The following is a 13,535-nucleotide window of genomic DNA, read 5'->3' on the forward strand; positions in this document are numbered from 1 at the left end:
CGGGGACGGCCGCGGCGCGGGGGCGCCGGCGAGCGCGGACGGGTGAGGTCGCTCACACTCGGCGCGATTGGTTGTCCCTACAACCGAATGGTGCTAGAACTTGAGTGTTCAATCAGTCGGCCGCGCGCCGACCCGCACTCGCTCGAGGAGCAGCCATGACCATCCCCGCCGGCACCTATGCCATCGACGCCTCGCACTCCGAGGTCGGCTTCACCATCCGTCACGCCGGGATCGCGAAGGTCCGCGGCGTCTTCAACGAGTTCGACGGCCAGATCGTCGTGGCCGACGACCTCGCGACGTCCTCGGCCACCGCCACCATCAAGGCGGCCTCGGTCGACACGGGCAACGAGCAGCGCGACGGCCACCTCAAGTCCTCGGACTTCTTCAGCATCGACGTGAACCCGGAGTGGACGTTCGCCTCGACGGCCGTCTCCTTCAGCGGCGAGGAGGGGACGCTCACGGGCGACCTCACCATCAACGGCGTCACCAAGCCGGTCACGCTGGAGGTCGAGTACAACGGCGCCGCCAAGGACGCCTACGGCAACGACCGGATCGGCTTCTCCGCCGAGACCGAGCTCGCCCGGTCCGACTTCGGGATCACCTGGAACGCGCCGCTCGAGGCCGGCGGCCTCCTGCTCTCGGACAAGGTGAAGATCGCCATCGAGATCTCGGCCGTCAAGCAGGGCTGAGCACCTCCCCGGGGACGGCCCCCGTCCCGGCGCGCGACGCGCCGGGACGGGGGCCGTCCTTCGTCACGTCGGGGCGCGCCTCAGCGCAGCGCCGCCTCCACGACGGCCCGATCGAGCCGCCAGTGCCCCCGCTCGTGCCCGTCGACGAGCACCACCGGCACCAGCTCCCCGTAGGCGTCGAGCAGGTCGGGCGAGGAGTCGACGTCGACGCTCGCCCAGCCCACCCCCGTCGCCGCCGTCACGGCGTCCAGCACGGCGTGCGCGTCGGCGCACAGGTGGCAGCCGGCGCGCTCGACCAGCAGCACCCTGACGTCGGTCCCGTTCACGCGCCAACCCTAGGACGAGCCCGCGGCGCGCCGGTGCCGCCAGCCCCGCGCGACGTGACGTAGATCATCAGACGCATGTTCTCGGCGGGTACGCCCGGAATCTTCACATCCTGGGGCCCCACTTATCTCCCGAGAAGGATACGATCTCTCCTCATGACGACCCTTGAGGACTCGACCACCCCGCTCGCCGAGATCGGCTCGCTCATCCGGGGCGCCCGCCAGAACAAGGGCCTGACCCAGGCGCAGCTCGCCGAGCGGCTCAGCACCTCCCAGAGCGCCATCGCGCGCATCGAGCAGGGCAGTCAGAACCTCTCGGTCGACATGCTCGCGCGCATCTCCGCCGCGCTCGACGCCGGCCTCCTGCCCATCGCGAACACCCCGCAGCGCCCGACGCACCTGCGCGTCCACGGCGGCCGCACGCTGTCGGGCACCATCACGGTCAACTCCTCCAAGAACGCGGCCGTCGCGCTGCTGTGCGCGTCGCTGCTCAACCGCGGGCGCACGGTGCTGCGCGGCGTCGCGAACATCGTCGAGGTCGACCGGATCGTCGCGGTCCTCCAGTCGATCGGCGTCGAGGTCGAGTGGGTCGAGGGCAGCCGCGACCTCGAGATCCGCCGCCCGGCGGAGCTCGACCTGTCCGGGATCGACGACGACGCGGCCCGGCGCACCCGCTCGATCATCATGTTCTTCGGCCCGCTGCTCGGCCAGCAGCCGACGTTCGAGCTGCCCTACGCCGGGGGCTGCGACCTGGGCACGCGCACCGTCGAGCCGCACATGATCGCGCTGCGCCCGTTCGGCCTCGACGTGACCGCGAGCGCCGGCGAGTACCGCGCCGTCGTGGCGCCCGACGACGGCGAGCCGGTCCGCGTCGTGCTGACCGAGCGCGGCGACACCGTGACCGAGAACGCGATCATGGCGGCCGCCGGCCGGGACGGCGTCACGGTCATCCGCAACGCCTCCCCGAACTACATGGTCCAGGACCTGTGCTTCTACCTTGAGCTGCTCGGCGTCGAGATCGAGGGCATCGGCTCGACGACGCTCACGGTCCGCGGCCGCAGCCACATCGACGCCGACGTCGAGTACCACGTGTCCGAGGACCCGGTCGAGGCGATGAGCCTGCTCACGGCCGGCATCGTGACGGACTCCGAGATCACCGTCGCGCGGGTGCCGATCGAGTTCATGGAGATCGAGCTCGCGGTGCTGTCCGAGATGGGCCTGCGCTACTCCCTCTCCCCCGAGTACATGGCGCTCAACGGGCGGACGCGACTCGTCGACATCACGGTCCACCCGAGCGAGCTCAAGGCGCCGATCGACAAGATCCACCCGATGCCGTTCCCCGGGCTGAACATCGACAACCTGCCGTTCTTCGCGCTCATCGCCGCGTGCGCCGACGGGCACACGACGATCCACGACTGGGTGTACGACAACCGCGCCATCCACCTCACGGACCTCACGCGCCTCGGTGCCAACGTCCGGCTGCTCGACCCGCACCGTCTCGACGTGGACGGCCCGACCCACTGGTCCGGTGCCGAGATCAGCTGCCCGCCGGCGCTGCGCCCGGCCGTCGTCATCCTGCTCGCGATGCTCGCGGCCAAGGGCACGTCGGTGCTGCGCGGGGTCGACATCATCCGTCGCGGGTACGAGCAGCTCGCCGACCGGCTCATCGAGCTCGGCGCGCAGATCGACACCTTCCAGGACTGACTCCCGTCGCGGGCGCCGGGCCGTCGCGCGCCGGCCCGGCGGCGGTCAGTCCCCGCGACCGGCGAGCTCCGCCTCGACGCGCTCGACCTTCGCGTCGAGCTGGCCCGTGAAGCCCGGGCGGATGTCGGCCTTGAGCACGAGCGAGACGCGGTGCCCGTGGCGCCCGACGGCCTCGGTCGCGCGGCGCACCACGTCCATCACCTCGTCCCACTCCCCCTCGACCTCCGTGAACATGGCGGACGTGCGGTTGGGCAGCCCGGAGGCGCGCACGACCGCGACCGCGTCGGCCACCGCCTCGGCGACGGACTCGCCCGCACCGAGCGGAGCGACGGAGAAGGCAACGAGCATGGTTCCTACCTTTCGGCTCGTCGAACGTCGACGAGGTAGCCGGTGAAGCGGACATCATCCGTCTCGGGGTGCCAGCCGTCGGCGTCGGACACGTCGACGACCGATGCGGTGCCGGGGACCGGGACGTGCACGGGCGTCGCACCGACGCCGCTCGGGTCCGGCCCGAAGCCGCTGCTCACGGCCCGGATCCGCGTGACGACGCCGACCGTTGCCTCCGTGTCGTCCGACAGCCCGCCGTGATGCTCCTCCCGGTGGGTCACGCGCCGGGCCGCGTCGTCGCCGAGGACGGAGGCCAACCACTCGCGATCCGGCTCGCTCAGCGTCCACGCGACGCGGGAGCCGACCGCGAACGGGTCGCCGCAGCACTGCATCTGCCACGCATCGACCCACACGAGGAGCATGCGACCAGCCTGCCACGCGCACGGTAGGATGCTGGGGATTCGTTTCCACGCGACGCACTTCTCCGGGACTCTCGGGCTCCACGTCGCGGTGGAGTCCGTCATCCCGTCCGAGTCGAGTGAGGTACCCATGGGTTCCGTCATCAAGAAGCGCCGCAAGCGCATGGCGAAGAAGAAGCACCGCAAGCTGCTTCGCAAGACGCGCCACCAGCGTCGCAACAAGAAGTGACGCCGTCCTAGCGACGACGAGCGAGGGCCCCGCCGGACATCGGCGGGGCCCTTGCGCGTTCCGGGCTCCCGCACCGGCCTCTCGGCCGGGCGACTCCGCCCCCGGGCGGGGCCTCGGCCATCCTCTCGGCGGAACCTCGCGCCCGCGGGGCTGAACCTCCCGACATCTCGCCCGCGGCCGTCGCGGCGCGGGGTACGGTCGGCGGGTGGCAACGGTGCGACACCTGCGGACGGGCGACCCTCTCGTCGCGCGCGTCCTGCGCACCCTCGCCGTGGCCGTCACCGGTGCGCTCGTCGTCGCGCTCGCCGGGGCGCCGATGCGACCGACGGCCCGGATCGACCTCTACCAGGACGGCGTCCACGTCGACGGCACCGGCCTCCTGCACGAGCTCCCGGCCGGCACCGCCGCCGTCTACCACCCGGGCTCGCGCGTGCTCGCCACGGCCGACGACGAGGCGAGCCTCGCGGTCGCGGCCGAACATCGCGCGTGGCTCGCGGCCGGTGAGACCTGCGGCACGGGGTCCGACGCCGAGGCCGTCGCGCAGGCGCTCCTCGACATCCACGCCCTCGTCGGCGCACAGATCGAGGGCCGGGAGCCGCACGCCCCCGGCGCGGTGGTCGCGGGGTGGGAGGACCGCTGGCGCTACGTGTGGCCGCGGGACGCGGCGTTCGTCGCGGTCGCGCTGGCCCGGACGGGGCACTGGACGGACGCCGTCGAGATCCTCGCCTTCCTCGCCGACGCGACCACCGAGCACGGCGACACGTTCGCCGCTCGCTACCTGCCGACCGGCGACGGGGTGCCCGACGCTCGCGCGGACCAGCTCGACGGCGCCGGGTGGGTGCTCTGGGCCGCGGCCTCGGTCCTGGCCGACGACGCGACCGACGACCGCATCGCCCTCGACGACGCGCGGCGGCACCTGCGTCCCCTCCTCGACCGGGCGACCGGCACCCTCCTGGCGGCGACGGACGACGACGGCCACCTGCCGCCGCCGTCCTCCGACTACTGGGAGCGCGTGGAGACGGACCTGACGCTGGGGACGGCGGCCGTCGTGCTCGCCGGCCTCGAGGCGGCGCGAGAGCTGGCACCCGTCATCGGGACGCGGGACGCGACGGCGGCCGGGGTCCGCGCCGACCTGGTGCGGGAGGCCGTCGTCGACAGGTTCGGCCCCGACTTCCGGCGCTCCGGCGGCTCGGCGTTCACCGACGGGCGCGACGCGGCGACGGCGTTCCTCCTGCCCCCGATCGGCTCGGGGACCGAGGGCGCCGAGGACGCGTGGCTCGCCTCCGTCGCGGACATGTCGCGGGTCTCGGGCGGCGTCGCGCCGGGCGCGACCTGGCGGCACGACGGGATCTCCTGGACGCCGGAGACGACGCTGTACGCGCTGACCGCCGCGAGCGCGGGCGAGGAGGAGCTCGCGCGCGAGCTGATCGACTGGACGCTCGAGCATCGAACGGCCTCGGGGGCGATCCCGGAGAAGGTGCTGGCCGACGGGTCCCCCGCCGCCGTCGCGCCGCTGGCGTGGTCGGCGGCCAACCTCGTCCTCGCGGTGTGCGCGCTCGACGACCACCCGTGACCGACGCAACCCCACGTTCGCGGTCGTCCGCGTCGCTCCTCGCGCCGCCCGGGCTACCAGCCGGGGTCGAGCCCGCGGTGGGGGAACACCGCGTGGCGCGTGGCGACGATGGCGCGGTCCACGTCGTCGGCGGGGTCGTAGCCGGCCGAGAAGGGCCGCAGCGTCACCGTCTCCCCGTCGCCCCACATCAGCGGGGCTGGCAGCCCGCGCTCGGACACGTCGAGCCGCCAGCGCAGCGGCAGTCGCTGGCCAAGGTCGGGGTCGAGACCGGCGGCGACGGCGGCCAGGCCGGCCCACACGCGCGGCACCACCTCGACGACCGTGTACCCGCCGCCGCCCGTGGCGACCCAGCGCCCGGCGGCGAACCGGTCCGCGAGGTCGCGCATCATCCGCGCGCCGGCGAGCTGGTGGTCGACGCTCACCCGGAGGTTGGTCAGCGGGTCGCTGCCGTGCGCGTCGGCGCCGTGCTGGGAGACCAGGACGTCGGGCGCGAACTCCTCGACGAGCGGCGGCACGACCGCGTCGATCGCGCGCAGCCACGCGTCCCCGCGCGTCCGCGCCGGCAGCGCGACGTTGACGGCGAGCCCCTCGGCGCCGGGGCCGCCCGTCTCGTAGGGGAACCCGGTGCCGGGGAACAGCGTGAGGCCCGACTCGTGCACCGAGATGGTGAGCACGCGCGGGTCGTCCCAGAAGATGCGCTCGACGCCGTCGCCGTGGTGCGCGTCGAGGTCGACGTACGCCACGCGGCGTGCGCCGTTGTCGAGCAGCCAGCGGATCGCGACGCCGACGTCGTTGTACACGCAGAACCCCGACGCCCTCGCCGGCATCGCGTGGTGCATCCCGCCGGCGATCGACACCGCGCGCGGCACCTGCCCCGTCCAGACGCTGCGCGCCGCCGCGACGGTCGAGCCGACGATCCGGCTGGAGGCCGTGTGGATCTCGGGGAAGACCGGGTTGTCGTCGGTGCCGAGCCCGAACTCGGCCGACCGGATGCCGACCGCGCCCGCCTGCACGGCGGCGACGAAGGCCGGGTCGTGGACGAGCTCCAGCAGCTCGTCGGGGACGTCGGGGACGGGCACGTCGACGAGGCCGGGGATCCGCAGCCAGCGGACGAGCTCGCGCGTCAGCTCCAGCCGGATCGGCGCCATCGGGTGGCCGGGACCGAAGTCGTAGCGGGGAAGGTCGTTCGCCCACGCGAAACCTGCCGTCGGCCGGCGGACCAGCCCGCCGGCCGGGTGGAGCTGCGCTGTCTCGTGTCGCGTGGACGTCGTCATCCTCACCTCCGTGCGCTGCCCGCCAGGGTAGCCCGCCGCCGACGATGGACGCTGCCGCGGCCCGGGTGACAGGATCCCCCCACGCGCCGGCCCCACCCGGCCGGGGCGGACAGCAGATCGACCGACGACTCCGGAGGCATGCCGTGAAGCTCCTGCTGACGTCGGGCGGCGTCACGAACCCGACCATCCGCGCGGCGCTCACGGACCTCCTCGGCAAGCCGATCGAGGAGTGCCACGCCCTGTGCGTCCCGACGGCGCAGTGGGGGCACCCGATGTGCGGGCCGGCGTCGGTCCGCGGCCTGCTGGCAGCCGAACCGTCGTTCCGGCACCTCACGGGCCTCGGCTGGGCCTCGCTGGGAGCGCTCGAGCTCACCGCCCTGCCGTCGATCGGACGCGAGCGCTGGGAGCCGTGGGTGCGCGGGGCCGACGTGCTGCTGGTCGACGGCGGCGACGCGACCTACCTCGGCCACTGGCTGCGCAAGTCCGGGCTGGCCGACCTGTTCCCGTCGCTGCCGGACACCGTCTGGGTCGGCGTCAGCGCCGGCAGCATGGTGATGACCCCGCGGATCGGCGACCTCTTCGTCGAGTGGGCCGGCGCCCCGGACGACCGCACGCTGGGCGTCGTCGAGTTCTCGATCTTCCCGCACCTCGACGCGTTCCCCACGAACACGCTGGAGGCCGCCGAGCGCTGGGCGGCCGACATCGGCGGCCCCGCCTACGCGATCGACGAGCAGACGGCGATCCGGGTCGTCGACGGCCACGCGGAGGTGGTCTCCGAGGGGCGCTGGTTCCAGCTCACTCGGTGATCTCGTACCTGCCCCCACCGTCGGGGAGCAGCTCGAGCACGACGCGCAGCTCGCCCTCGCCGTCCCGGGCCACCGCCCGGTAGGCGAGCCGGGTGTTGCTGAGGTCGTCGACGACGACGCGGGCGCGCACGAGCCACGGGTGCCGCCTGCGCAGGCCGATCAGCTCGCGGTGGACGTCGAGCAGCCACGTCTCGCCCGCCAGCTCGGCCGGGTCGGCGGGCAGCGCCGGGCGCACGGCGTCGTCGCCGCCGAGCCGGTCCTCCTTGACGGCCTGCCAGCCCAGCTCGTCGCCGTAGTAGATCGACGGGATGCCGCCGACGGTCGCGAGGATCGCGAGCGCGAGGGAGCTCCGGTCCACCCCGACCTGGCTCGCGATCCGCGTGACGTCGTGGTTCCCGACGAAGGTCATCGGCACCATCGACGCGAGCAGGTCCTCGTGGCGGCGCAGGGTCCAGTCGAGCTCGAAGAAGTTCTCGGATCGCAGGCTGCTCCAGATCGCCTTCCACAGCTCGTACTCGGTGACCGAGTCCAGCGTCGCGCGCTCGGCGTACGCCGCGTAGTCGCCGTGGATCATCTCGCCGACGATCCACGCGTCCGGGTGCTCGGCCCGCACCCGCGGCAGCACGGCGGCCCAGAGCTCCGGGTCGACGGCGTAGGCGGCGTCGAGGCGCCACCCGTCCGCACCGGCGGCCAGCCAGAAGGACATGATCCCCGCGACCCAGTCCTGCACGGCCGGGTTCGCGTGGTTGAGGGCGACCAGCGAGCCGTGCCCCTCGAAGTCCGCGAACCGGGGGCCGCCGTCGGCGTGCCAGTCGATCCGGAACCAGTCCGCGTACTCCCCGCCCGGCCCCTCGGCGATCGCGCGACGGGCCAGCTCGTGGTGCTCGCCCACGTGGTTGAACACGCCGTCGAGCAGGATGCGGATGCCGCGCTCGCGGCACGCGGCGACGAGCGCGTCGAAGTCCTCGCGCGTCCCGAGCCGGGGGTCGATCGCGCGGTGGTCGAGCGTGTCGTAGCCGTGCGTGCTGCTCGCGAAGACCGGGCCGAGGGCGAGCCCGTTGAGCCCGAGCGACACCAGGTGGTCGAGGTAGGGGTGCAGCCGGGCCAGTCCCTCACCGGGGCCGGCCGGGACGTGCTCGCCGCGGACGTCGCGACCGTCGACGCCGAGCGGGTAGACCTGCCACCACATGACGTGCTGGGTCCAGGCCGGGGCCTCGTTGGCCATCGGGACCGGTGTCATCGCGACCTCCTGCTGATGCGGGCCGGTCGAGCGACCGGCGCTACTGAGTGTTACTCAACTACCGCGAGCATACTCGCGTTGAGTCAACCTCAGCAACGGGGTCCCGGTGAGGTGCGGCACAGCAGGAGCGCACGGTACGTCGCGCGGCCGACCGCGTCGAGGGGGTGCGGCAGGGCATCCCGTTGTTCGAGACACCTGTCTCACGATGAGACCGGGACCCTTGCCACCTCGCGCTCGGGGTGTTCGTGTGGAGGGACGCCCGCGGACCGTCCGCGAGCCTCGCGATCGAGAGGAGTCACCCATGCTGACCCTGACCGAGAACGCCCAGAGCGCCGTCGACGACGTCGCCACCCGCGCCGACCTCCCCGCCGGCGGCGGGCTCCGGATCGCCCGGTCCGCCGTCCAGCCCGGTGGCCTCGAGCTCGCGCTCACCCCGGCGCCCGAGTCGACGGACCAGGTCATCCAGACCACCGGGACCCCGGTGTTCGTCGACGCGGACGCCGCCGACCAGCTCGACGAGCTCGTGCTCGACACCGCACCGGCCCCGACGCCGGACGCGGAGCCGGGCTTCGTGCTCACACCAAAGTCGGTGTGAGGCCTCGCTGACGTCGCACCTCCCCCTGCTGCGACGCGCGAGGTCAGCGGCCGGGGACGCTCCCCCGCGTCCCCGGCCGCACCGCTGTCCGGCCCGCGCCCTCAGCCCACGTCGAGCAGCGCGACCGCGTCGCCGGCCGCCCCGACGTAGGGCCGCGGGTCGGCCGTCGCGGCCGGGTCCTCCGACCGGGCCTGGAGCACGACCACCCAGGCGGCGTCCGACGTCGTGAGCCGCCACGTCAGCGCCAGCTCGCCGGTCGAGCTGCCGCCCTTGAACGCGACGGTGTCGAACTCGGCGACCTGGTCGGGCGCGAACCCCGGGTTGGTGCCGAGGATCTGCGCCAGCGGCTCGCCCGCCGGTGTCTCGGCGAGTCGGCCGAGCGCGACGTGGGCCGCGACGATGTCGTCCGGTGTCGCGAACCAGTCCGCGCCGTCGGGCCACACGACCTCGTCGAGCACGGTCGCGATCTCGGGGGGACCCTCCGGGAGCTCCGCGAGCAGCGCGCGCCGCCCCGCCTCGTCCGCGCCGGCCCAGCGCTCGCGGTAGGCGCCGTCGTCGCCCCAGCCGATCCAGAACAGCTCGCGCGTCATGAGGAACGGCCGGTTCAGCCCGGGGTCGGAGTGCCCCATCGCGACGAGCTGGTCCTCGACCGCCGCGCGCCCGACGGCGTCGATGAGCAGGTCGGTCGCCGTGTTGTCGGAGATCTCGATCATGGCCTGGGCCGCCTCGCGCACCGTGACGCTCGTCCCCGCCGGCTCGTTCTGCAGCTCGCCGCTCGGCAGGCTGCGCAGCGCGTCCGTCACCGTCACGGTGTCGTCCCAGCTCAGCGTGCCGTCGGCCACCGCCTGCACGACGGCGCCCAGCACGTACAGCTTGAACACCGAGCCGATGGGCGCGGCGACCTCGTCCCCGGCCGCGAACACCTCGCTCGGCGCGGCGGGGTCGGTGACGTCGACGACCACGAGCGTCGTCTCGGCCGGCATCGCCGCCACGGCCGCGGTCAGCTCCTCCCAGGACGTCGCCGGCGTCCGCTCGAACGCCGGCGCGAACAGCAGGGCCGAGACGAGGCCCGCCTCGTCGAGCGTCACCGTGAGGTCGAGCTCGTCGTCGGCCGGCGACCGGATCGTGGCGACCGCCTCGGTCTCGGTCCCCGTGTAGCTCACGACGCGCCACGGCCCCGACGCCGCGACCTGCGCGAACGCCACCACGAGCTCCTCACCCGAGATCGCGGCGCTGGCGGCCTCGCCGAGGTGCGCCGCCGCGTCCTCCGCCGTCACGGGCGTCGCCGGGTCGATCGCGCCGAGCACCCAGCTCACCTCGCGCCCGACGGCGGTGTCCGGGACCTCGACCGGGTCGACGTCGGCGGCATCCGTCGCGTCGGACGACGCTGGCGACGCGGCGGTCGACGCGCTCGACACCGGCGACTCGGGATCGGTCGCGTCGCCGCACGCCGCGAGGACCGGGACGAGCACGCCGAGGGCGAGCGCGGCGGCCACGCGTCGGCGAGCCGTGGTGGACGGGGGGCGGACGGGGGTGGTGGAGATGTCCATGCCTCCACCCCATCATCCCGAGCCACCCGACACCTCCGCCGGGGGTATGAACGACGGGAGCCACGTGACGGAGACGGCCTGATGCTCGGACGCGGCGCACGGGCCTCGGGCGGCGCTCGGTCTAGGGTGTCGGGCGTGACCTCCGCGCCCGATCGCCGCCGGCGCCTGAGCGCCGAGCAGCGCCGCGCCGCCATCGTAGCGGCGGCGTGCGCGGGGTTCGACGAGCGGCCGTTCGACCAGGTGACGGTCGCCGACGTCGCCCGCGCCTCGGACTCCTCCGAGCCGCTCGTCTACCACTACTTCCCCACCAAGGCCGACCTCTACGCCGCGTCCGTCGCCCACCGGCTCGCGGAGCTCGACGACGCCGTCACGGCCGCGCTGGACGCGCTCCCCGCCGGCAGCGGCGCGCGCGACCGGGTCCGGGTCGTCGTCGACGCCCACCTCACCCACGCCGCACGCCACCCCGGCGCCTGGGCGAGCGCGCTCGACGGCGTCGGCGCCGAGCCGACCGAGGCCGAGCTGGCCCGCGCGGCCGCGCGCGTCGCCCACCTCGACCGGCTCGCCGGCTTCCTCCACCCCGACCCGCGGCCGGAGCGTCACTACGCGCTCGCCGGTCACGTCGCGCTGCTCGACGGCGTCACACGCGAGTGGGTCCGCCGCGGCAGCCGGGAGGACGAGCGGCCGGCCGTCGTCACCACCGTCCTCGGCTCGCTCCAGGGCGGCCTCGGGGACTGGGGGCGCTAGTGGAGATCCCCACACCGCTCGCCGCGGGGCGCGACCTCGTCGACCGGATCGCCCGCCACTCCCCCGCGCGCCTGGCCGTCACGGTGTTCGCCGGCGTCGTCCTCACGGTGACGTTCCTGCTCTGGACGCCCGCCGCGACGGCGACGGGCGAGCGACCCTCCCTCATCACCGCGCTGTTCACCGCGACGTCGGCCGTGTGCGTCACCGGCCTGACGGTGGTCGACACCGCGACCTACTGGTCGGCCTACGGCCAGGTGGTCCTGGCGGTCGCGATCAAGGTCGGCGGCCTCGGCGTCATGACGCTCGCCTCGATCCTCGGTCTCGCCGTCTCCCGGCGGATCGGCCTGACGCAGCGCCTCCTCACCGCGAGCGAGACCAAGACGAACAGGCTCGGCGAGGTGGGCAGCCTCATCCGGGCGGTCATCGCCGCGTCCGTGGCGATCGAGGTGCTGCTCGCGCTCGTGCTGTTCCCGCGGTTCCTCACGCTCGGTGTCCCGGTCGGCCGGGCGGCGTGGGAGGCGACGTTCCTGGCGATCTCCACGTTCAACAACGCGGGCTTCGTCATCCTGCCGGAGGGCATGGCGCCGTACGTCGGCGACTGGTGGATGTGCCTGCCGATGATCGTCGGGACGTTCATCGGGGCGATCGGCTTCCCCGTCATCCTCAACCTCTGGCAGAACCGGTACAGCCTCCACCGGATCGCGCTGCACACGAAGCTGACGCTCGCCATGTCGTCCGCGCTCGTCGTGATCGGCGTCCTGCTCATCGGCTCGTTCGAGTGGTTCAACCCGCAGACGCTCGGCAGCGAGCCCGTCCCGACGCGCATCCTCGGCTCGCTGTTCGCCGGCGTCATGCCGCGCTCGTCGGGGTTCTCCACCATCGGCGTTGGCGAGATGCGCGAGGCGACGTGGTTCCTCACGGACGCGCTCATGTTCGTCGGCGGCGGCTCGGCGTCGACGGCGGGCGGCATCAAGGTGACGACGCTGGCCGTCATGCTCCTCGCGATCATCGCCGAGGCGCGCGGCGACCGGGACATCGACGCCTTCGGTCGTCGGATCGACCGCTCGACGCTGCGCCTCGCGGTGGCGGTGTCGTTCATCGGCGCGACGGTCGTCGGCGTCGCGACGCTGTTCCTCCTCTGGATGACCGACCTCACGCTCGACGTCATCCTGTTCGAGGTGATCTCGGCGTTCGCGACGTGCGGTCTGTCCACCGGGATCACCCCGGCCCTGCCCGACGGCGGCAAGATCGTCCTCGCCGCGCTCATGTTCTTCGGCCGCACCGGCACCATGACCCTCGCGGCCGCCATCGCGCTTCGCTCCCGGCGGCGGGTCATCCGCCTCCCAGAAGAAAGGCCGATCATTGGCTGACTCCATCGACAAGGACTCCGTGCTCGTCATCGGGCTCGGCCGGTTCGGCTCGGCGCTCGCCGGCACGCTCGACCACCTCGATCGCCGGGTGCTCGGCGTCGAGCGGGACCCCGAGCTGATCCGCACGTGGTCCGGGCGGATCCCGCTGGTCGAGGCGGACGCCACCAACCCCGAGGCGCTCGAGCAGCTCGGTGTGCGCGACTTCCACACCGCGGTGGTCGGGGTCGGCACGCACCTCGAGGCGAGCGTCCTCATCACCGGCAACCTCGTCGACTTCGAGGTGCCGCAGATCTGGGCCAAGGCCATCTCCGCCGAGCACGGACGCATCCTGCGGCGCATCGGGGCGCACCACGTCGTCTACCCGGAGTACGACGCCGGCCTGCGCGTCGCCCACCTCGTGTCGGGGAAGATGCTCGACTACATCGAGATGGAGGACGGGTTCGCCATCGTCAAGATGGCCCCGCCGAAGGAGCTGTGGGGCTTCACGGTCGGCCAGGCGCAGGTGCGCAAGCGCTACGGCGTCACGATCATCGGGGTCAAGCCCCCCGGCCAGCCGTTCCAGTACGCGACGGACGAGACCCGGATCGACCCGACCGACGTGCTCATCGTCTCCGGCGACTCGACGCTGCTCGAGCGCTTCGCCGCCCGGCCCTAGCCCGCCGGGGGTCCGCCCCGTGCGGATCGGTCGCGAC

The 13,535-nt window shown here is 73.6% G+C and carries 15 protein-coding genes; 9 read left to right on the plus strand and 6 right to left on the minus strand.

Features of this window, described 5'->3' with window-relative positions; genetic code table 11:
• Positions 1-155: 155 nt before the first annotated feature.
• Positions 156-689, plus strand: coding sequence for a YceI family protein (locus tag EDD28_RS03325; protein WP_123738323.1), 534 nt, complete (start codon positions 156-158; stop codon positions 687-689).
• Between the two features lie 80 nt (positions 690-769).
• Here EDD28_RS03325 and EDD28_RS03330 read toward each other — a convergent pair whose 3' ends face one another.
• A complete protein-coding gene (locus EDD28_RS03330; RefSeq protein WP_123738324.1) occupies positions 770-1,015 on the minus strand; it encodes a glutaredoxin family protein in 246 nt (81 codons plus the stop codon).
• Positions 1,016-1,168: 153 nt separating this feature from the next.
• Between EDD28_RS03330 and EDD28_RS03335 the strand changes: the two genes are divergently transcribed.
• Positions 1,169-2,716 carry a helix-turn-helix domain-containing protein gene (locus EDD28_RS03335; protein ID WP_123738325.1) on the plus strand — a complete coding sequence of 516 codons (1,548 nt, stop codon included), beginning with the start codon at positions 1,169-1,171 and terminating at the stop codon, positions 2,714-2,716.
• A gap of 45 nt (positions 2,717-2,761) precedes the next feature.
• Here EDD28_RS03335 and EDD28_RS03340 read toward each other — a convergent pair whose 3' ends face one another.
• A complete protein-coding gene (locus EDD28_RS03340; RefSeq protein WP_123738326.1) occupies positions 2,762-3,064 on the minus strand; it encodes a thiamine-binding protein in 303 nt (100 codons plus the stop codon).
• 5 nt (positions 3,065-3,069) lie between these two features.
• Positions 3,070-3,465: a DUF6578 domain-containing protein gene (locus tag EDD28_RS03345; RefSeq protein ID WP_123738327.1), complete on the minus strand. Its 396-nt coding sequence runs from the start codon at positions 3,463-3,465 to the stop codon at positions 3,070-3,072.
• 127 nt (positions 3,466-3,592) lie between these two features.
• On the opposite strand from EDD28_RS03345, the gene EDD28_RS03350 reads away from it, so the two are divergent.
• Both EDD28_RS03350 and EDD28_RS03355 read left to right on the plus strand, forming a co-directional pair.
• Positions 3,593-3,691 carry a 30S ribosomal protein bS22 gene (locus EDD28_RS03350; RefSeq protein WP_003792170.1) on the plus strand — a complete coding sequence of 33 codons (99 nt, stop codon included), beginning with the start codon at positions 3,593-3,595 and terminating at the stop codon, positions 3,689-3,691.
• A gap of 205 nt (positions 3,692-3,896) precedes the next feature.
• Positions 3,897-5,264 carry a glycoside hydrolase family 15 protein gene (locus EDD28_RS03355; RefSeq protein ID WP_123738328.1) on the plus strand — a complete coding sequence of 456 codons (1,368 nt, stop codon included), beginning with the start codon at positions 3,897-3,899 and terminating at the stop codon, positions 5,262-5,264.
• A 53-nt stretch (positions 5,265-5,317) separates the two neighbouring features.
• Here the strand turns inward: EDD28_RS03355 and EDD28_RS03360 are convergent, their stop codons facing one another.
• Positions 5,318-6,538, minus strand: a complete 1,221-nt coding sequence (locus tag EDD28_RS03360) for an acetoin utilization protein AcuC (RefSeq protein ID WP_123738329.1) — start codon at positions 6,536-6,538, stop codon at positions 5,318-5,320.
• A 143-nt stretch (positions 6,539-6,681) separates the two neighbouring features.
• Here EDD28_RS03360 and EDD28_RS03365 point away from each other — a divergent pair, with 143 nt between their 5' ends.
• The gene (locus EDD28_RS03365; RefSeq protein ID WP_123738330.1) at positions 6,682-7,344 is read left to right on the plus strand and encodes a Type 1 glutamine amidotransferase-like domain-containing protein; all 663 of its coding nucleotides are present in this window, start codon (positions 6,682-6,684) and stop codon (positions 7,342-7,344) included.
• Here the strand turns inward: EDD28_RS03365 and EDD28_RS03370 are convergent.
• Positions 7,334-8,584: an alpha-amylase family protein gene (locus tag EDD28_RS03370; RefSeq protein ID WP_245967896.1), complete on the minus strand. Its 1,251-nt coding sequence runs from the start codon at positions 8,582-8,584 to the stop codon at positions 7,334-7,336. The genes EDD28_RS03365 and EDD28_RS03370 overlap by 11 nt on opposite strands.
• Positions 8,585-8,885: 301 nt before the next feature.
• On the opposite strand from EDD28_RS03370, the gene EDD28_RS17240 reads away from it, so the two are divergent.
• Positions 8,886-9,179, plus strand: coding sequence for a Fe-S cluster assembly protein HesB (locus tag EDD28_RS17240; protein ID WP_170169331.1), 294 nt, complete (start codon positions 8,886-8,888; stop codon positions 9,177-9,179).
• A 101-nt stretch (positions 9,180-9,280) separates the two neighbouring features.
• On the opposite strand, the gene EDD28_RS03380 is transcribed toward EDD28_RS17240, so the two are convergent.
• On the minus strand, positions 9,281-10,729 hold the full coding sequence (locus tag EDD28_RS03380; RefSeq protein ID WP_123738331.1) for a serine hydrolase: 1,449 nt from the start codon (positions 10,727-10,729) through the stop codon (positions 9,281-9,283).
• Between the two features lie 135 nt (positions 10,730-10,864).
• Here EDD28_RS03380 and EDD28_RS03385 point away from each other — a divergent pair, with 135 nt between their 5' ends.
• Genes EDD28_RS03385 through EDD28_RS03395 form a run of 3 tightly spaced genes read left to right on the plus strand, consistent with a single transcriptional unit; the run spans position 10,865 to position 13,498 of the window.
• Positions 10,865-11,473 carry a TetR/AcrR family transcriptional regulator gene (locus EDD28_RS03385; RefSeq protein WP_170169332.1) on the plus strand — a complete coding sequence of 203 codons (609 nt, stop codon included), beginning with the start codon at positions 10,865-10,867 and terminating at the stop codon, positions 11,471-11,473.
• Positions 11,473-12,843, plus strand: coding sequence for a TrkH family potassium uptake protein (locus tag EDD28_RS03390; protein ID WP_123738333.1), 1,371 nt, complete (start codon positions 11,473-11,475; stop codon positions 12,841-12,843). Before EDD28_RS03385 ends, EDD28_RS03390 begins: the two co-directional genes overlap by 1 nt.
• Entirely contained in the window at positions 12,836-13,498 is a 663-nt protein-coding gene (locus EDD28_RS03395; protein ID WP_123738334.1) for a potassium channel family protein, read from the plus strand. Before EDD28_RS03390 ends, EDD28_RS03395 begins: the two co-directional genes overlap by 8 nt.
• The last annotated feature ends 37 nt before the right edge of the window (positions 13,499-13,535 follow it).

Source organism: Salana multivorans (assembly GCF_003751805.1).
GTDB classification, from domain to species: Bacteria; Actinomycetota; Actinomycetes; order Actinomycetales; family Beutenbergiaceae; genus Salana; species Salana multivorans.

Bases quoted from the DNA above. Each gene is read 5' to 3' on its own strand.
- EDD28_RS17240 (WP_170169331.1), top strand. From the start codon at position 8,886: ATGCTGACCCTGACCGAGAACGCCCAGAGCGCCGTCGACGACGTCGCC.
- EDD28_RS03350 (WP_003792170.1), top strand. From the start codon at position 3,593: ATGGGTTCCGTCATCAAGAAGCGCCGCAAGCGCATGGCGAAGAAGAAG.
- EDD28_RS03360 (WP_123738329.1), bottom strand. From the start codon at position 6,538: ATGACGACGTCCACGCGACACGAGACAGCGCAGCTCCACCCGGCCGGC.
- EDD28_RS03345 (WP_123738327.1), bottom strand. From the start codon at position 3,465: ATGCTCCTCGTGTGGGTCGATGCGTGGCAGATGCAGTGCTGCGGCGAC.
- EDD28_RS03325 (WP_123738323.1), top strand. From the start codon at position 156: ATGACCATCCCCGCCGGCACCTATGCCATCGACGCCTCGCACTCCGAG.
- EDD28_RS03370 (WP_245967896.1), bottom strand. From the start codon at position 8,584: ATGACACCGGTCCCGATGGCCAACGAGGCCCCGGCCTGGACCCAGCAC.
- EDD28_RS03380 (WP_123738331.1), bottom strand. From the start codon at position 10,729: ATGGACATCTCCACCACCCCCGTCCGCCCCCCGTCCACCACGGCTCGC.
- EDD28_RS03335 (WP_123738325.1), top strand. From the start codon at position 1,169: ATGACGACCCTTGAGGACTCGACCACCCCGCTCGCCGAGATCGGCTCG.
- EDD28_RS03340 (WP_123738326.1), bottom strand. From the start codon at position 3,064: ATGCTCGTTGCCTTCTCCGTCGCTCCGCTCGGTGCGGGCGAGTCCGTC.